Source organism: Blastococcus haudaquaticus (assembly GCF_900230285.1).
GTDB lineage: Bacteria > Actinomycetota > Actinomycetes > Mycobacteriales > Geodermatophilaceae > Blastococcus_B > Blastococcus_B haudaquaticus.
Genome location: NZ_OCNK01000006.1, coordinates 33,136 through 50,743, shown reverse-complemented (window position 1 = coordinate 50,743; position 17,608 = coordinate 33,136). Strand labels below are relative to the sequence as shown.

At 73.1% G+C, this 17,608-nt stretch carries 16 protein-coding genes; 4 read left to right on the top strand and 12 right to left on the bottom strand.

Annotated elements, in window-relative coordinates; genetic code table 11:
* Positions 1-40 precede the first annotated feature (40 nt).
* The 3 genes from CRP30_RS19785 to CRP30_RS19775 form a co-directional block, all read right to left on the bottom strand.
* Complete coding sequence (locus CRP30_RS19785; RefSeq protein WP_097185745.1) at positions 41-328, bottom strand: hypothetical protein; 288 nt, start codon at positions 326-328, stop codon at positions 41-43.
* Positions 328-753, bottom strand: coding sequence for a DUF948 domain-containing protein (locus CRP30_RS19780; protein WP_097185744.1), 426 nt, complete (start codon positions 751-753; stop codon positions 328-330). The genes CRP30_RS19785 and CRP30_RS19780 overlap by 1 nt, the downstream gene beginning before the upstream one ends.
* A 112-nt stretch (positions 754-865) precedes the next feature.
* Positions 866-2,203, bottom strand: coding sequence for a replication-associated recombination protein A (locus CRP30_RS19775; protein WP_097185743.1), 1,338 nt, complete (start codon positions 2,201-2,203; stop codon positions 866-868).
* Between the two features lie 35 nt (positions 2,204-2,238).
* Between CRP30_RS19775 and CRP30_RS19770 the strand changes: the two genes are divergently transcribed.
* Together CRP30_RS19770 and CRP30_RS19765 are read left to right on the top strand one after the other, a co-directional pair.
* On the top strand, positions 2,239-3,108 hold the full coding sequence (locus tag CRP30_RS19770; RefSeq protein WP_097185742.1) for an aldo/keto reductase: 870 nt from the start codon (positions 2,239-2,241) through the stop codon (positions 3,106-3,108).
* A gap of 171 nt (positions 3,109-3,279) precedes the next feature.
* Positions 3,280-4,149: a hypothetical protein gene (locus CRP30_RS19765; protein WP_097185741.1), complete on the top strand. Its 870-nt coding sequence runs from the start codon at positions 3,280-3,282 to the stop codon at positions 4,147-4,149.
* Between the two features lie 84 nt (positions 4,150-4,233).
* On the opposite strand, the gene CRP30_RS19760 is transcribed toward CRP30_RS19765, so the two are convergent.
* From CRP30_RS19760 to CRP30_RS19740, 5 genes are read right to left on the bottom strand one after another with little or no spacing between them, the layout of a single operon-like run.
* Positions 4,234-5,322, bottom strand: coding sequence for a pyridoxal-phosphate-dependent aminotransferase family protein (locus CRP30_RS19760; protein ID WP_097185740.1), 1,089 nt, complete (start codon positions 5,320-5,322; stop codon positions 4,234-4,236).
* A 9-nt stretch (positions 5,323-5,331) separates the two neighbouring features.
* Entirely contained in the window at positions 5,332-7,122 is a 1,791-nt protein-coding gene (gene aspS / locus CRP30_RS19755; RefSeq protein ID WP_097185739.1) for an aspartate--tRNA ligase, read from the bottom strand.
* 26 nt (positions 7,123-7,148) lie between these two features.
* The gene (locus CRP30_RS19750; RefSeq protein ID WP_097185738.1) at positions 7,149-8,132 is read right to left on the bottom strand and encodes an aldo/keto reductase; all 984 of its coding nucleotides are present in this window, start codon (positions 8,130-8,132) and stop codon (positions 7,149-7,151) included.
* A gap of 2 nt (positions 8,133-8,134) precedes the next feature.
* Positions 8,135-9,397 carry a histidine--tRNA ligase gene (gene hisS / locus CRP30_RS19745; protein WP_097185737.1) on the bottom strand — a complete coding sequence of 421 codons (1,263 nt, stop codon included), beginning with the start codon at positions 9,395-9,397 and terminating at the stop codon, positions 8,135-8,137.
* Positions 9,394-10,077: an MBL fold metallo-hydrolase gene (locus tag CRP30_RS19740; protein WP_097185736.1), complete on the bottom strand. Its 684-nt coding sequence runs from the start codon at positions 10,075-10,077 to the stop codon at positions 9,394-9,396. The genes hisS and CRP30_RS19740 overlap by 4 nt, the downstream gene beginning before the upstream one ends.
* 93 nt (positions 10,078-10,170) lie before the next feature.
* On the opposite strand from CRP30_RS19740, the gene CRP30_RS19735 reads away from it, so the two are divergent.
* Both CRP30_RS19735 and CRP30_RS22590 read left to right on the top strand, forming a co-directional pair.
* Complete coding sequence (locus tag CRP30_RS19735) at positions 10,171-11,073, top strand: peptidylprolyl isomerase (RefSeq protein WP_235003569.1); 903 nt, start codon at positions 10,171-10,173, stop codon at positions 11,071-11,073.
* A gap of 95 nt (positions 11,074-11,168) precedes the next feature.
* Positions 11,169-11,321 (top strand): hypothetical protein, encoded by a 153-nt coding sequence (locus CRP30_RS22590; RefSeq protein WP_159961817.1) that lies wholly within the window; start codon positions 11,169-11,171, stop codon positions 11,319-11,321.
* Positions 11,322-11,498: 177 nt separating this feature from the next.
* Here CRP30_RS22590 and CRP30_RS19730 read toward each other — a convergent pair whose 3' ends face one another.
* The 4 genes from CRP30_RS19730 to secD all read right to left on the bottom strand — a co-directional run bounded on the left by CRP30_RS19730 (position 11,499) and on the right by secD (position 17,603).
* Positions 11,499-13,934 (bottom strand): RelA/SpoT family protein, encoded by a 2,436-nt coding sequence (locus CRP30_RS19730; protein WP_097185735.1) that lies wholly within the window; start codon positions 13,932-13,934, stop codon positions 11,499-11,501.
* Positions 13,935-14,038: 104 nt separating this feature from the next.
* Entirely contained in the window at positions 14,039-14,629 is a 591-nt protein-coding gene (locus CRP30_RS19725) for an adenine phosphoribosyltransferase (protein WP_097185734.1), read from the bottom strand.
* Complete coding sequence (gene secF, locus CRP30_RS19720) at positions 14,626-15,966, bottom strand: protein translocase subunit SecF (protein ID WP_097185733.1); 1,341 nt, start codon at positions 15,964-15,966, stop codon at positions 14,626-14,628. Before secF ends, CRP30_RS19725 begins: the two co-directional genes overlap by 4 nt.
* Positions 15,963-17,603 carry a protein translocase subunit SecD gene (gene secD / locus CRP30_RS19715; RefSeq protein WP_097185732.1) on the bottom strand — a complete coding sequence of 547 codons (1,641 nt, stop codon included), beginning with the start codon at positions 17,601-17,603 and terminating at the stop codon, positions 15,963-15,965. Before secD ends, secF begins: the two co-directional genes overlap by 4 nt.
* Between the last annotated feature and the right edge of the window lie 5 nt (positions 17,604-17,608).

Genomic DNA, 17,608 nt, shown 5'->3' with positions numbered 1-17,608 from the left:
AGCGGATCGGGTGCCGGGTGTCGGGCGCCCGCGACGGGCGTCAGCTGTCCGCGCTGTGGGCGCCGTGACGGCCGGGGAGCTGCACCTGGTCGCCACTGGGCAGCGGCGCGTCGAGACCCGTGCCGGCGCGGAGCTCCTGCTCGCGCTCGGCCATCGCGTCCCGGATGTCGGCACCGAAGTCGCCGATCGCCTCGGCCAGGTCGCGCAGGCCCTCGGCGATGGAGCCGCCGATGCCGGCCGGGGTCATCTTCTCGGCGGCGCGGCTCAGCTTGCGGACGACGAGGGCGCCGATGGTGATGCCCATGGCGAGCCAGAACAGCCGGCGCATCAGGCGGCCCGCCGGGCGGCGCGGCGGGCGCGGCGCGCTTCCTTGTCGCGGGCGGCGGCGTCGGCAAGCGCCTGGCCCTCACGCTTCTTGCGGGTCGCGCTGCGCACGCCGTAGCTGAACGCGGCCACCTTGATCAGCGGGCTGCCCAGGGTGGCGGCCACCACGCTGGTCAGCGCGGCCACGTTGCTGGAGACGTTGGCGGCGTTGCCGGTGATGTCGTCCACGCGCTCGAGGTTGCTGTTGACGTGGGTCACCGTCGTGCTGGCCTGGCTGAGGATCGGTGCGCTCTGCTCGCGCACCTGGCGGATCGTCAGCGTGGTCTCGTCGAGCGTGCGCCCGAGCTTGAGCAGCGGGACGGCGACCAGCACCACCAGCAGCACCAGGGCGCCGGCTGCGATCAGCCCGGCGATCTCTCCTACGGACACGCGCACTCCCGTTCTCGGTGATTCGTCGGCCGGCTCGCCCGTGAGAGGTGCGGCCTGGCGTGGTCACAGTAGCCGCGACCGCCGTCCCGCCCGGAGCTGTATCGGCAGCCCGTCAGCGAGTGCGCCGCAGGATCGCGCGCAGTTTCGCCAGCCGCTCCCCCAGGCGCGCCTCGGCACCGCGACCGGTCGGCCGGTAGTAGTCCTTCCCGACCAGCGCGTCCGGCGGGTACTGCTGCGGGACGACGCCGTCGGGATGGGCGTGCGGATAGACGTAGGTCGAGCCGTGCCCGAGCTTCTTCGCGCCGCCGTAGTGGGCGTCGCGCAGACCCGCGGGCACGGGACCGGCGAGGCCGGCCCGCACGTCGGCGACCGACTCCCCCATCGCCACGGTGACCGCGTTCGACTTCGGCGCCGTGGCCAGGTGGACGACGGCCTGCGCCAGGGCGAAGTGACCCTCGGGCATGCCGATGAAGGCGACCGCGTCGGCGGCGGCGACGGCGGTGAGCAGGGCGGTCGGGTCGGCCATGCCGATGTCCTCGCTGGCGCTGATGACCAGCCGGCGGGCGATGAAGCGCGGGTCCTCCCCCGCCTCGACCATCCGGGCCAGGTAGTGCATCGCGGCGTCGACGTCGCTGCCCCGGATGCTCTTGATCAGGGCGCTGGCGACGTCGTAGTGCTGGTCGCCCTGCCGGTCGTAGCGGACCGCGGCCTGCGCGACCGCCGTCTCCAGCGTGGCGAGGTCCAGCACGTCGGTGCCCGCGGCCTTCGCGGCACCGGCGCCGGACTCCAGGGCCGTCAGCGCCTTGCGCGCGTCGCCGCCGGCGACCCGCAGCAGGTGGGTCTCCGCCTCCTCGGTGAGCGTGACCGCGCCGTCGAGCCCGCGGTCGCTGGTGAGGGCCCGGCGGAGGACGGCGCGGACGTCGTCGTCGCTGAGCGGCTGCAGCGCGAGGACCAGGGACCGGGAGAGCAGCGGGCTGACCACGGAGAAGAACGGGTTCTCGGTGGTGGCGGCGATCAGGCTGACGATCCGGTCCTCGACCGCGCTGAGCAGCGAGTCCTGCTGGGTCTTGGAGAACCGGTGGACCTCGTCGATGAAGAGGACGGTCCGGCGGCCGGCGTAGGTGAGCTCGCGCTTGGCGGCGGTGATGACCGCCCGGACCTCCTTGACGCCGGAGTCGAGCGCGGACAGCTGGACGAACTGGCGCTTGGTGGCCAGCGAGATGACATGCGCGAGCGTGGTCTTGCCGGTGCCCGGCGGGCCGTAGAGCACCAGCGACATCGGCTCGTCGGACTCGACCAGCCGGCGCAGCGGGGCCCGGTCGCCCAGCAGGTGCTGCTGCCCGACCACCTCGTCGAGCGCGCGCGGGCGCATGCGGACCGCCAGAGGCGCGCCCGCGTCGACGGCCGCCGCGGCCGCCGTCTCCACGGGGTCGTCGAAGAGGCTCGTCACGGTTCCCGACGCTACCCGCGGGGCACGACACCTCCGTGCAGCAGCGGAGCATCGGGAACGACATCGTCGGCCGGGTCAGCGTGGGGGCGGTGGGCCTGGGCGCCATGCCCCTGTCCACCAAGGACCCCCGCCCCTCGCGGGAGGAGGCGGTCGCCGTCGTCCACGCCGCCCTCGACGCCGGGGTGACCCTGATCGACACGGCGGACGCCTACTCGAGGGACGAGAGCGAGTTCGGGCACAACGAGGTCCTCGTGGCCGAGGCGCTGGCGTCGGCGTCCGCCTCCGACGTCCTCGTGGCCACCAAGGGCGGGCACACCCGGCGCGGCACCGACTGGGATCTGGACGGGTCGCCGTCCTACCTCCGCCGGGCGTGCGAGGGGTCGCTGAAGCGGCTCGGGGTGGAGGCCATCGGGCTGTACCAGTTCCACCGGCCCGACCCCGCGACGCCCTGGGAGGTGTCGATGGGTGCGCTGCGCGAGCTCTTCGACGACGGGCTGGTCCGCATGGTCGGGATCAGCAACGCCTCGATCCCGCAGATCGACACCGCCCGCGCCGTCCTGGGCGAGGCGCTGGTGAGCGTGCAGAACCAGTTCTCGCCCGGTTACCGGTCCTCGGCCGTCGAACTGGCGCACTGCGCCGAGCACGGGCTGGCCTGGCTGCCGTGGAGCCCGTTCGGCGGGGTCTCCGCGGCGGGTTCGCTGGACTCCGCGGCGCCGGTGTTCGCCGAGGTGGCCGACGAGCTCGGGGTGTCGGTCCATCAGGCCACGCTGGCCTGGCACCTGGCGCAGTCCGACGTCGTCGTCGCCATCCCGGGGGCGTCCCGGCCGGGGTCCATCCAGGACTCCGCGGCCGCCACCCATGTGACGCTGACCGACGACCAGCTCACCCGCCTGGACGCCGCCTGACCCCTCTCCTTCCGCACCCCCCGCCGACTGAGCAGTTGCGGTCGCCGACACGCGCGGACACGCCGCCGCAGGCGACCGCAACGGCTCACTCGCCCGTCCACAAGGCGGGGCGCCCTCCACCGATGGCCGACTCACCGGCTGGCATCGTCCGCGGCGCCCCACCGTCGATCCGTGGCCGACCACGAGCTCGCACCGACCTGCACCCGCGACCAGGCACTGGCTGCCGGGCTCACCCGAGCACAGCTGAGGGACGACGGCCGGCGCATCAGCCGGGGGCTCTACGTGTCACGCGCCGTGCCACTGGACGTCCGTGCCGCATGCCTCGCCACCCTGCCGGTGCTGCCACCTGGATCGGCGTTCTCGCACCTCACGGCCGCGGCACTGCTCCGAGCCCCGGTCGAGCACCGCTGGCCGCTGCACCTGAGCGTCCCGCCGGACGTTTACCGGCCCCGGCGGGTGCGGCTGCGCACGCACGTCCGGCGGCTCACCGATGACGACGTCGTCCGGCACGGCGACCTTCCGGTCACCAGCGGCGCCCAGACGTGGCTGGACCTGGCCGCCCTGTTGCCCGCCGGCGAGCTCGTGGCTGTGGGCGATGCATTGCTCCGCGCGGGGCACCTCGACGGGATGGGTCTCTCGGCGCGACTTCGACGAGCCGGCGGCGTCCGCGGCATCGTCGTGGCGCGGGAGCTGGCGCCGCTGCTCAGCCCTCTCGCAGCATCCCGGCCGGAGAGCCTCGTGCGCCACGCCCTGGTCGCCGGCGGTCTGCCCGAACCGGAGGTGCAGATCCCGATCCAGGACCGCTGGGGCAACGAGGTGGCGCACGCCGACCTCGGGTGGGAACGGTGGAAGGTGGCGCTCGAGTACGAGGGGCGACAGCACGCCGAAGCCCGTCAGTTCGGGCGGGACGTCGATCGCTACTCGCTCATGGGCGCCGGGGGCTGGCTGGTCCTGCGATTCGCCGGACGCCATCTCGGGCGCCTGGACACCGTGGTGGACCGGGCAGCAGCCGCCCTCCGGAGCCGCGGCGCGCACTGGTGACCGCCGACTGTGCAGTTGTTGCCGCCGACACGCGCGGACGCGCCGGCGCGAGCGACCACAAGTGCTCACTCGGCCCCAGCGCGGTCAGCGGGCCAGGGTCTGCTTCAGGGCGGCGAGGACGAGGGCGACCTTGTCCGGTGCCGCGTTGGGCCCCATGAGCCCGATGCGCCATACGGTGGCCGCGTAGGCGCCCACTCCCCCGCCGATCTCGAGGTCGAAGCGCTCCAGGAGCTCCTTGCGGACGGCGGCCGCGTCCACGCCGTCCGGCACCCGCACCGTGGTCAGCTCGGGCAGGCGGTGCCCCTCGGCGGCGAACAGCTCCAGCCCCAGCTCCGACAGGCCCTCGTGGAGCAGCCGCCCGGCCTCCTCGTGCCGCGCGTGCACGGCGTCGAGCCCTTCCTCGAGGATCCGGCCGAGCCCGGCGTGCAGCGACACGACCATGCCGGTCGGCGCCGTGTGGTGGTACGTGCGGCCGGAGCCCGCGGCCTCGCCCGCATAGCCGCCGAGCAGCCCGAGGTCGAGGTACCAGCTCTGCGGCCGCTCGATCCGCCGTTCCCACGCCCGGTCGCTGATCGTGAACGGCGCCAGGCCAGGGGCCACGCCGAGACACTTCTGGGATCCGGAGTAGGCGAGGTCCACCCCCCAGTCGTCGAGCCGGACCGGGATGCCGCCCAGCGAGGTCACGCAGTCCGCCAGCAGCAGGGCGTCGCCCTTGCCCGCGGCGAGCGGCTCGAGGTCGGACCGCACGCCGGTCGAGGTCTCCGCGTGGACCGCGGCGATGAGCTTCGGCGACGGATGCGCGGCGAGCACGCGTTCCGCGTCGACCGGTTGCCCCCACTCGTGCTCGACGGCGATCACCTCGGCCCCGCATCGCGAGGCCACCTCGACCATGCGCTGCCCGAAGAGCCCGTTGACGGCGACGACGACGACGTCCCCGGGGCCGACGGTGTTGACGAACGCCGCCTCCATGCCCGCCGATCCGGTGGCCGACAGCGGCAGCGTGCGCCGGTTCGCCGTCCCGAAGACCTGCCGCAGCCGGTCGGACGTCTCGTCCAGGATGCCGAGGAAGACCGGGTCCAGGTGCCCGAGCAGCGGTTGCCCGAGGGCGACCGTCGCCTCCGCGTAGGGGTTGGAGGGTCCGGGTCCGAGGAGGGTGCGGGCACGCAACGGCATGCCCGCACCCTACGAGTCGGCCTGCGCGTTCGCCGGGTTCGAGGGACCAGGCGCCCCGGGCTGCCCGGGCAGGGCCGGGTCCTCCGGCTTCGCGTCGATGCCCGCTTCCTTGCGCTGGGCGTCGGTGACGGGCGTCGGCGCACCGGTCAGCGGGTCGAACCCGGCACCGGTCTTCGGGAAGGCGATGACCTCGCGGATCGAGTCAACCCCGGTGAGCAGCGCCGACAGCCGGTCCCAGCCGAGCGCGGCACCGGCGTGCGGCGGCGGGCCGTAGGCGAAGGCCTCGAGGAAGAAGCCGAAGCGCTCGCGGGCCTCCTCGCGCGACATGCCGAGGGTCTCGAACACCCGCTCCTGCAGGTCGGCGTCGTGGATACGGACCGAGCCGCTCATCACCTCGTTGCCGTTGATCACCATGTCGTAGGCGTCGGACAGCGCCGCGCCCTTGTCCTCGGCGAACGTCTCGCGCCACTCCGGCGTGGGCGAGGTGAAGGGGTGGTGCATGAAGGTCCAGGAGCCGTCCTCGGTCTCCTCGAACATCGGGAAGTCGACGACGAAGAGGAACGACCACGAGCCGGGCTCGATCAGCTCCAGCCGCTTGGCGATCTCGTTGCGCGCGGCACCGAGCAGCTCCTGCGACGTGCGACGGGCGCCCGCGGCGAAGAACACGCAGTCCCCCGGCTGCGCGCCGACGGCCGCGACAAGCCCGGCCCGCTCCTCCTCGGAGAGATTCTTGGCGACCGGGCCGCCCAGCGTGCCGTCCTCGGCGATGGTCACGTAGGCCAGGCCGCGGGAGCCCCGCGACTTCGCCCAGTCCTGCCACGCGTCGAACGCGCGCCGCGGCTGGGAACCGCCGCCGGGCATGACGACGGCCCCGACGTAGGGCGCCTGGAAGACCCGGAACGGGGTGTCGGCGAAGTACGACGTCAGCTCGGTCAGCTCGATGCCGAACCTGAGGTCGGGCTTGTCCGATCCGAAGCGGTCCATCGCCTCGCGGTAGGTCATCCGCGGGATCTCCGGGACGTCGTAGCCGGCCAGCTCGCGCCACAGCGCGCGGACCACGTCCTCGGCGACCGCGAGCACGTCGTCGCGGTCGACGAAGCTCATCTCGAAGTCCAGCTGGGTGAACTCCGGCTGCCGGTCGGCGCGGAAGTCCTCGTCCCGGAAGCAGCGGGCGATCTGGTAGTAGCGCTCGAGCCCGCCGATCATCAGCAGCTGCTTGAACAGCTGCGGCGACTGCGGCAGGGCGTACCACTTGCCCGGCTGCAGCCGGACCGGGACGACGAAGTCGCGCGCACCCTCCGGGGTGGAGCGGGTGAGGTTCGGCGTCTCCACCTCGGCGAAGCCGTGGCGGTGCATCACCTCGCGCGCGACCCGGCTGATCTCGGAGCGGACACGCATCGCCCGCGCCGGGCCCTGCCGGCGCAGGTCGAGGTAGCGGTACTTGTACCGGACGTCGTCGGAGGCGGCCTGGTCGCTCTCGATCGGGAACGGCAGCGGAGCCGCGGCCGACAGGACCTGCAGCGTCGTCGTCGCCACCTCGATCTCCCCGGTCGGGAGCTCCGCGTTCTCGTTCCCCTCGGGACGCCGCCGCACCTCCCCGGTCACGAGCACGCAGTACTCGTTGCGGAGGTGGTGGGCCTCCTCCTCGCGGACGACGACCTGCACGTAGCCCGACGCGTCGCGCAGGTCGAGGAAGACCACGCCACCGTGGTCACGGCGTCGGGCCACCCAGCCGGCGAGGGTGACGGTGGTGCCGGCGTCGGACGCGCGCAGCGTTCCGGCGTCGTGGGTGCGAAGCACAGGGAGAGCCTTTCGGGGAGGGCGGTCTACCAGCGGTCGTGCACGTGGGCGCGGATGCGCTCGTCGTACACCCGCTCGAGGTCGGACAGCTGGGAGTCGGACAGGGGCGCCAGCGAGGCCGCCGCCACGTTGCCACGCACCTGGGTGACGTTGCGGGCACCGGGGATGACGGTGGTGACGCCCGGCTGGTCGATGACCCAGCGGAGGGCGAAGGCGGCGGTCGGGACCGAGTCGCCGGCGATCTCGGCGACCTCGCGGGCCGCGGCGACACCGATCTCGAACGGCACGCCGGCGAAGGTCTCGCCCACGTCGAACGCCTCACCGTTGCGGTTGAAGTTCCGGTGGTCGTCGGCCGGGAAGGTCGTCGACTCGTCGTACTTGCCGGTCAGCAGCCCGCTGGCCAGGGGAACCCGGGCCAGGATGCCGACGTCGGCACGGCGGGCCGCCGGCAGCAGCTCCTCCAGCGGCTTGCGCCGGAAGATGTTGAGGATGACCTGGATGGTGGCCACCCCCGGGTGCTGCAGGGCGGTGAGCCCCTCCTCGACGGTCTCCACCGAGACGCCGTAGGCCGCGATCGCCTGCTCCTGCACCAGGGCGTCGAGGGTGTCGTAGACGCGCTGGTCGGAGTAGACCGCCGGGGGCGGGCAGTGCAGCTGGACGAGGTCGAGGGTGTCGACGCCGAGGTTGCGGCGGGACCGGTCGATCCACGCCCGCAGGTTCTCCGGCGTGTACTGCCCGGCCTCGAACGGGTCAGCGCGCCGGCCGGCCTTGGTGGCGACGAACGGGCGGTCGGAGCGGGTGACCAGCGCCTTGCGGATCCGCTCCTCCGAGCGCCCGTCGCCGTAGACGTCGGCGGTGTCGAGGAGCGTGACGCCCGCGTCGAGCGCGGCGTCGAGGACCTCGGCGGCCGAGTCGTCGTCGACGTCGCCCCAGTCACCGCCCAGCTGCCAGGTGCCCAGGCCGACGACGCTGACGTCGGCCCCTGTCTTCCCGAGGGGTCGCTGCTCCATGCTCACCCCTCCACACTCGCACGCAGCGTCTCGAACAGCTCTCCCACGGGGACCGGGCGCTGCTCCCCGGTGCGCATGTCCTTGAGCTGACCCACGCCCTCGGCGAGGTCCCGGTCACCGACGACGACGACGTGGGTGGCGCCGGAACGGTCGGCTGCCTTCATCGAGCCCTTGAGCCCGCGGTCGCCGTAAACGGTGTCCGCGGAGATCCCCGCCTGCCGCAGCTGCCCGACGAGCCGCACGGCCAGCTGCTTGGCCTCCGCGCCCAGCGGGACGACGAACGCCTGCACGCCGGCGGTGACGCCGATGTCGAGCCCCTCCGCCTGCACCGCGAGCAGCGTCCGGTCGACGCCGACCGCGTACCCGATGCCCGACACGTCGGGCCCGCCGAGCGCGGCGGACAGGCCGTCGTACCGGCCGCCTCCTCCGATCGCCGACTGGGCGCCGAGACCGCCGTGCACGAACTCGAAGGTCGTCTTCGTGTAGTAGTCCAGGCCGCGCACCAGCCTCGGGGCCTCGGTCCAGGTCACCCCGAGGTCGGTGAGGTGCTGCCGGACGGCGTCGTAGTGCGCCCGGGTGGAGTCCGAGAGGTGGTCGACCATCAGCGGGGCCTCGCCGAGCTGCGCCTGAACCTCGGGTCGCTTGTCGTCGAGCACCCGCAGGGGGTTGATCTCGGCGCGCCGTCGGGTCTCCTCGTCGAGGTCCAGCTTCGCGAGGAACTCCACCAGCAGCTCGCGGTACTGCGGGCGGCACGTCTCGTCGCCGAGCGAGGTGAGCAGCAGCTCGTAGTCGGTGAGCCCCAGGTCGCGGAAGCCCTGCACCCCGAGCGCGACCACCTCGGCGTCGAGCGCCGGGTCGTCGACGCCGAGTGCCTCCATGTCGACCTGGGTGAAGTGCCGGTAGCGCCCGGCCTGCGGCCGCTCGTAGCGGAACGCCGAGCCGGCCGTCCAGAGCTTCACCGGCAGCGCACCGTCGTAGAGCCGGTGCTCGATGAAGGCACGCATCAGGCCGGCCGTGAGCTCCGGACGGAGCGTCAGCGAGCGGCCGCCGCGGTCGTCGAAGGTGTACATCTCCTTCGTCACCACGTCGGTCGACTCGCCCACCCCGCGGGAGAAGACGGCGGTCTCCTCGAAGACCGGCGTCTCGACGTAGCCGTAGCCCGCCCGCCGCAGCGGCGCCGTGAGCGTCTCCCGCACGGCCAGGAACCGGGCCGATTCGGGCGGCAGGGTGTCGAACGTGCCCTTCGGCGCCGTCAGCCCGCTCACAGTCCACGCCCCGACGGCGCGCTGGCGGCCTCGGCCAGATAGGGGTTCGTGGCCCGTTCCCGCCCGATCGTCGTCGCCGGGCCGTGACCCGGCAGCACCACCGTCTCGTCGTCCAGCGGCAGGACGACGTCGCGCAGCGAGGTCAGCATCGAGTCCCACGACCCACCCGGGAGGTCGACCCGGCCCACGGAGCCGGCGAACAGGACGTCACCGGAGAGCAGACCCGGTGACTCCCCGAGGTCGACGGAGAACATGACCGAGCCCTGCGTGTGCCCCGGCGCGTGGCGGACCGTCAGCTCGACGCCGGCCAGCGACAGCACGGCGCCGTCGTCGAGGGCGCGGACCTCCGACGGATCGGGCAGCCGGACGCCGGTGATCAGCGGGGCCAGCTGCGGGCCGTGCCACCGGGCAGGGTCCGACAGCATCCCGTTGTCGGCGGGGTGCAGGTAGGCGGGGATGTCGTAGCCGTCGCACACCGGCAGCACCGAGAAGGTGTGGTCCAGGTGGCCGTGGGTGAGGACGACGGCGACGGGCTTCAGGCCGTCCTCGGCGAGCATGCGGGCCAGGGGCTCGACGGCGTCCATGCCGGGATCGACGACGACGCACTCCTGCCCGGCACCCGGGGCCACGGCGTAGCAGTTGGTGCCGAACGCGCCGGCGGGGAAGGAGCGGATGAGCACCCGTGCAGGTTACGCGGGGCATGTTCGCTGCCCGGGCGCTGCCAGGGGACGCCCAGGACCGCCCCCTAGACTCGCGGCCGAGCAGCGGCCGAAGTGTCCGCGGGTACCGCGTCCGCCCAGCACCAGCACCCGCCCGAGGAGTACTGCACCGTGCCCACGAACAAGCAGCGGCGCCAGGCCGCGCAGCGTCACCTGCAGCGCCAGCTGGAGCGCCGTGCCGAACTGGCCAAGAAGCGCCGCCGCAACCTCGGCATCCTGGCCAGCGCCATCGCCGTCCTCGTGGTGGTCGGGGCCGCCCTGCTCATCACCGGCGTCTTCAAGGGCGACGACGACGCGACGGCCTCCGACGACCCGACCGTCTCCGACACCGCGGCCCCCACCAGCGCAGCCGCGCCCACCACGAACGCCGACGGCACCGTCAGCTGCACCTACGCGCCCGACGCCTCCGGCAACCCGAACCTGACCGACGTCGGCACGCCGCCCACCCCCGAGGCGACGCCGGCGCAGGGCACCAGCACGCTGCTGATGAGCACCGACCAGGGCGACCTCACGCTGACCCTCGACCGTGCCAAGGCACCCTGCGCGGCGGCGAGCTTCACCTTCCTGGCCCAGCAGTCGTTCTTCGACGGCAGCACCTGCCACCGGCTGGTGAACCAGCCGTCCTTCGGCGTGCTGCAGTGCGGTGACCCGACCGGCACCGGTTCCGGCGGCCCCAGCTACAAGTACGCCGAGGAGGTCACGCCCGAGACCACCTACCCGCGCGGCACCATCGCGATGGCGAAGACGAGCGCGCCGGGCACGACGGGCAGCCAGTTCTTCCTCTGCTTCGTCGACACCCAGCTGCCGCCGGAGTACACGGTCGTCGGCACGATCGACGAGGCCGGGCTCGGCGTCCTGGAGACCGTCGCCGCCGGGGGGATCAAGGACGTCGGCGCCGAGGGCGACGGGGCGCCGGCCATCCCGGTCAGCATCGAGTCGCTGTCCGTCGTCGCCTGAGAACCGGCTGCCCGCGGTTTGCCGTGCCGGCGTCCGGCGCACTCCCCGGGAGGGGCGGTGCACCGGGCGCCGCCCGTGATGGGGCGGAGCAGCACATGAGCGAGCAGTCGGCCGAAGGCAGCGGGCAGGGCGAGGAGAAGGGCGCCGGCGTCGAGCGCGGCGGCATGGAGGAGGCGACCGGCGTCCCGCTCACCGAGACGGAGATCGAGACCTCCAAGAAGCCCGAGGACCGCGACAGCAACGTGTGACGGTCGCGTCGCCGCCTCACGCGACAGGCTGGAGCGGCGCCGCTGCAGGGGCCCGCGCCGAGCGCGCGAGGCGTGGGTGCAGCGGTGTCCTTGCTCAGGCGGTGACGTTGGCCTGACTCCGCGCCTCGGTCCGCTCCTCGCTCGCTGGCGCTCGCTGCGATGCTCCCGAGGCTGTCGTCAGGCGGTGACGCGCTCCACGTCGAAGACGCCGTCGACGTTGCGGACGGTCTGCAGGACCGCACCCAGGTGCGCGGGGTCGGCGAGCTCGAAGGTGAACCGGCTGACGGCCACGCGGTCGCGGCTGGTCTGCACCGACGCCGAGAGGATGTTGACCCGCTCGTCGGCCAGCGCCTTGGTGACGTCGGAGAGCAGCCGGTGCCGGTCCAGCGCCTCGACCTGGATCGCGACGAGGAACACCGATCCGGGCTGCGAGGCCCACTCGACCTCGACCAGCCGCTCCGGCTTGCGCTGCAGGTCTGCGGCGTTCGTGCAGTCCGTGCGGTGCACGCTGACCCCGCCACCGCGGGTGACGAAGCCGAGGATGTCGTCGCCGGGCACCGGGGTGCAGCACTTGGCGAGCTTGGCCCAGACGTCGGACATGCCGTGGACGACCACGCCCGGGTCGCCACCGGCGCTGCGCCGAGGCGCCGACCGGCGGGTGGGGATGGCGGTCTCGGCGATGTCCTCGACGGCGCCCTCGGTGCCGCCCAGGGCGGTGATCAGCTTCTCGACGACCGACGCCGCGGAGATCTGGTTCTCCCCCACGGCGGCGTACAGCGCGGTGACGTCGGCGTAGCGGAGGTCCTTGGCCAGCGTGCTGAGGGCCTCGCCGCCGAGCAGCCGCTGCAGCGGGAGCCCCGCCTTGCGCATGGCGCGGGTGAGGGCCTCCTTGCCGGCCTCGACGGCGTCCTCGCGGCGCTCCTTGGTGAACCACTGCCGGATCTTGGTGCGCGCCCGCGAGGACCCGACGAACTGCAGCCAGTCCTGCGACGGTCCTGCCGTCGGCGAGCGCGACGTGAACACCTCGACGACGTCGCCGTTGGACAACTTGCTGTCCAGCGAGACCAGGGAGCCATTCACCCGGGCGCCGATCGTGCGGTATCCGACCTCGGTGTGCACGGCGAAGGCGAAGTCGACGGGGGTCGAGTCGCCGGGGAGGCTGATCACGTCGCCCTTGGGCGTGAAGACGAAGACCTCCTGCGGACCCAGGTCGTAGCGCAGGGTCTCCAGGAACTCGCCGGGCTCCTGGGCCTCGCGCTGCCAGTCCAGCAGCTGTCGCAGCCACAGCATGTCGTCGGGCGAGCCGACCTTGGGGGGCGCCCCGAACTCACCGGCGCTCGGCTTGCCGCCGGCCCGGGCGCGCTCCTTGTACTTCCAGTGCGCGGCGATGCCGAAGTCCGCCGTCCGGTGCATGTCGTGCGTGCGGATCTGCAGCTCGACCGGCTTGCCGTGCGGACCGATCACCGTCGTGTGCAGCGACTGGTACATGTTGAACTTCGGCATCGCGACGAAGTCCTTGAAGCGGCCGGGCAGTGGCTGCCAGTGCGCGTGCATGATGCCGAGGGCCGCGTAGCAGTCGCGCACCGAGTCGACCAGGATCCGGATGCCCACCAGGTCCCAGATGTCGGTGAAGTCCCGGCCGCGGACGATCATCTTCTGGTAGATCGAGTAGTAGTGCTTGGGCCGGCCGGTGACGACGGCCTCGATCTTCGCGGCCTTGAGCTGCTCGCTGACCTGCGAGGTCACCTCGGCCAGGTAGGTGTCGCGCGACGGAGCCCGCTCGGCCACCAGCCGGACGATCTCGTCGTACCGCTTCGGGTACAGCGTGGCGAACGCGAGGTCCTCGAGCTCCCACTTGATCGTGTTCATGCCGAGGCGGTGGGCCAGCGGCGCGAGGATCTCCAGGGTCTCGCGGGCCTTCTTCTCCTGCTTCTCGGGCGGGAGGAAGCGCAGCGTGCGCATGTTGTGCAGCCGGTCGGCCAGCTTGATCACCAGGACCCGTGGGTCGCGGGCCATGGCCACGATCATCTTGCGGATGGTCTCGGCCTGGGCGGCGTCCCCCAGCTTCACCTTGTCGATCTTGGTGACGCCGTCGACGAGGTGGGTGACCTCCGATCCGAAGTCGGCGGTGATCGACTCCAGCGTGACGCCGGTGTCCTCCACCGTGTCGTGCAGCAGGGCGGCCACCAGCGTCGTGGTGTCCATGCCCAGGCCGGCGAGGATCGTCGCCACGGCCAGCGGGTGGGTGATGTAGGGGTCGCCGCTCTTGCGCTTCTGGGCGGCGTGCGCGGCCTCGGCCACGTCGTAGGCACGCTGCAGCAGCGCGAGATCGGCCTTGGGGTGGCTCTGCCGGTGCAGCGACGCCAGCGGCTCGAGGACGGGCCGGATGACCGGCGTGCGGGGGCTGGCCACGATGCGGCGGGCCAGCCGGTCGCGGACCCGGCGGCGCGGGGTGTCGGCGTCCCCCGGCTCGGACCCGACGTCATCCGGACGGCGGACCGCGGGGCGGTCGGGCAGCGGCGGCCTGGCGGGTGCGGCGGCGGGTGCCGGCCCCTCGGCGGCGGGGTCCCCCGGGCGCGCGGGAGCCGCGTCAGCGGCTACGTCCGAGGCCACGGCTGCTCCTGCCCTACTGAGGAGGGATGACCCGTTCCATGCTAGCGGGGCCGCGCCCGTCGCATGGACCGGCGGGACCCGAACGGGGGTGACGTCCCCCTCGGTCAGGCGGTCCAGAGGGCGTGCACGGTGTGCGGGGACAGCCGTTCCCGGCCGGCCAGCGCCACCAGTTCCACGACGACCGACACGGCGGTGACGACGCCGCCGAGCTGCTCGACCAGCCCGACGGTCGCGCCGAGCGTGCCGCCCGTGGCCAGCACGTCGTCGACGACGAGGACACGGGCGCCGGGCCGGATCGAGTCGGCGTGCAGCTCCAGCGTCGCCGTCCCGTACTCGAGGGAGTAGTCGGCGGCGATCCGCTCGCGCGGCAGCTTGCCGGCCTTGCGGACGGGGACCACCCCGACGCCCCGGTGGTAGGCGACGGCCGCCGCGAGCAGGAAGCCGCGCGCCTCGACGCCCACGACGACGTCGTACCCGGGATCGTCGGCGCCGCCCGCCACGGCTGCCACCCGCGGATCGGAGACTGCCGGCGCGGCCAGTCCCCTGACCATGCGGCCGAACGCGGGCCCGTCGGCGAAGACGGGCGTCAGGTCACGGAAGAGGACGCCCGGCTCGGGGTGGTCGGGGATGTCGACCGTGAGGGAGGCGATCAGCTCGTCGAGCGGCTGCTCGCCGGGCGCGACTGTCTGCGTCACCGGCGCTTCTTCGCGGGCGGGCGGCCCTTCGCCCCGGGTCGATGCGGACGGGTTCCGGGCCGGGGCGCCACGGTGGAGCCGCTGCCGCCGCCCTCACGGCGCACGGTGGACGGCGACTCGATGACGACGTCGGCCTCGACGGAGTCCGGGAGCTCGGCGACCGCGACCCCGCCGCGGGCCGGCCGGGCGCGGCGGGCGCTGGCGACCGGACCGGTGGGGACCGGGCCTCGGCTCCCGGCCTGGCGGGCTGCCGACGACCGGCGGGCCTGGACGCGCCGGCGCAGGGCCTGCACCTCCGGCTCGCGCTCCTTGAGGTCGGCCACGATGGGAGTGGCCAGCACGATCGAGGAGTACGTGCCGGCCGCGAGCCCGACGAACAGCACCAGGGCGAGGTCCTTGAGGGTGCCCACGCCCAGCAGCCCGGCGCCGACGAACAGCAGCCCGGCCACCGGGAGCAGCGCGATCACCGAGGTGTTGATCGAGCGCATCAGCGTCTGGTTGACCGCCAGGTTGGCCGCCTCGCTCCACGTCATGCGGGCGCTGCGCTCGAGGTCCTTGACGTTCTCGTCGACCTTGTCGAAGACGACCACGGTGTCGTACAGCGAGAAGCCCAGGATCGTCAGGAAGCCGATCACCGTGGACGGCGTGACCTCGAACCCGATCAGCGCATAGACGCCCGCCGTCACGACGATGTCGTGCACCAGGGCGGCCATCGCGCCGATGGCCATCTTCGGTTGGAAGCGGAGCGCCAGGAACAGCACCACCGCGACGAGGAACACCACCAGGGCGATCAGCGCCTGGTCGGTGATGTCGCGTCCCCAGTCGGCGCTCACCGCCTCGGGACTCACGTCGCCCGGCTCCACCCCGGCGGCCTCGGCGATCGCTGCCACGACCGTCCGCTCGGCGTCGTTGTCCAGGGCGCCGGTGCGCAGGAGGACGGTGTCGCCGCCCACGATCTGGGCCGTGGCCACCTCGGCGCCGGCCTCCTCGGCCGCCGTCCGCACCTCCTCGAGCTGCTGCTCGCTGCCGGGCAGCCGGAAGCTGTTTCCGCCCGCGAAGTCGATGCCGAAGTTGAAGCCGCGGAAGACCATCGACAGCAGGCAGAGCGCGACGACGACGGCGGTGATCCGGTAGATCAGCCGGCTGTTGCCGACGACGTCCAGCCCCGCCTCGCCGTTGTAGAGCCGGTGACCCAGGCCGCGGAAGCCGCGACCGGTGCGGGACGCCGGCGCCGCGGGGCCGTCCTCCTGCGGGAGGCCGGCGTCGGCCAGCGTCCGCTCGTCGGAGACCTGCTCGACGGTCCCGGTCTCGGTCCCGTCGTCGGGGGTGCGGGTCATGAGGTGCTCCTGTCTGCGCCGGCGCCGACCAGGTCGCGGTCGGCCGCCGGGCTGTGGGCAGGACGGCGGGTGTGCTCCACCCGGCCGAGACCGGAGATGCGGCTGCTGCCGAACCACCGGAACCGGGACAGCACCGACATCAGCGGGTGGGTGAAGAGGAAGACCACGATCAGGTCCAGGACCGTCGACATGCCCAGGGTGAAGGCGAAACCCTTCACGTCACCGATCGCCAGCCAGTACAGGATCGCGGCCGCCAGGAAGCTGACCGCGTCGGCCGACAGGATGGTGCGGCGGGCGCGGACCCACGCGCGGGGAACCGCCGAACGGAAGCTGCGGCCCTCCCGGATCTCGTCCTTGATCCGCTCGAAGTAGACGACGAAGGAGTCCGCGGTGATGCCGAGGGCGACGATGAAGCCGGCGATGCCGGCCAGGCTCAGCGTGAAGCCGATCTGCCGGCCCAGCAGCACCAGGCAGGCGTAGACCACGATTCCGGACAGGACCAGGCTGGCGATCATCACCAGGCCGAGCAGCCGGTAGTAGACCAGGGAGTACAGGAAGACGAGCGCGATGCCGAGGGCTCCGGCGAGCAGGCCCGCCCGGAGCTGCTCCTCACCGAGCTCGGTCGAGATCGACTGCGCGGTGGCCTGCGTGAAGCTCAACGGCAGCGCGCCGTACTTGAGCTGGTTGGCCAGGTCGGTGGCCGACTCCTGCGTGAAGCTGCCGGAGATCTCCGTGCCGCCCGCGATGGCCTGGTTGATCGTCGGCGCCGAGATGACCCGGCCGTCGAGCGTGATGCCGACCGAGCTGCCCACGTTGGCCCCGGTGAAGGCGGCCCAGGCCGCCGACCCCTGGGAGTTGAAGTCGAGCTGGACGATCCACTCACCCGTGCCGGCCCGGGTCCCGGCCGTGGCATCGGTGACGTCGGTGCCCTCGACGACCGCCTGGCCGAGCAGGTACTTGGCCGTTCCGTCCTCGCTGCAGGAGGCGACGAAGTCGTCGGGCCGGTCCACGGTGCCCGGCGCCTCGTTCTCGCAGGTGAGGGTGGCGAACTCGGCGGCGGCCTCCTCCTGGGTGACGGGGGGCCGGGAGGTGTCGGCCTCGGGGTCCTCGACCGCATCCCCGGACGGCGCGGCGGTGCCGGTGGGCTCGGCGGGGTCGGTGGACCCCGCGGCGGTGGGCTCCGCCCCGTCGGTGGCGGCCGCCGGGTCCGTCGCGGCGGCGTCGTCGCTGGGGGCCGAGCTCTCCGGCGTCGCCGGCGTGGCCGGCTCGGGGCCGGAGATGACCGGCCGGAAGCGCAGCTGCGCCGTCTGGCCCAGCTCCCGCGCCTGGTCGCCGTTGTCACCCGGGACCGAGATGACGATGTTCGAGTCGCCCTCGGTGACCACCTCGGCCTCGGCAACCCCGAGGCCGTTGACCCGCTGTTCGATGATCTGGCGGGCCAGCTCCAGGTCCTCCGGTGCGGGCGCCTGACCGTCCGGCGTGCGGGCGGCGAGGGTGACCGTCGTCCCGCCACGCAGGTCGAGGCCGAGCTGGGGCGTGCGGACGCTGCCGGTGAAGTAGATGAGCCCGTACAGGATGGCGACGATCAGCAGGAAGGCAGCGAAGTACCGGCCTGCCGGCAGGGAGCGGTTGGCCACGGTGG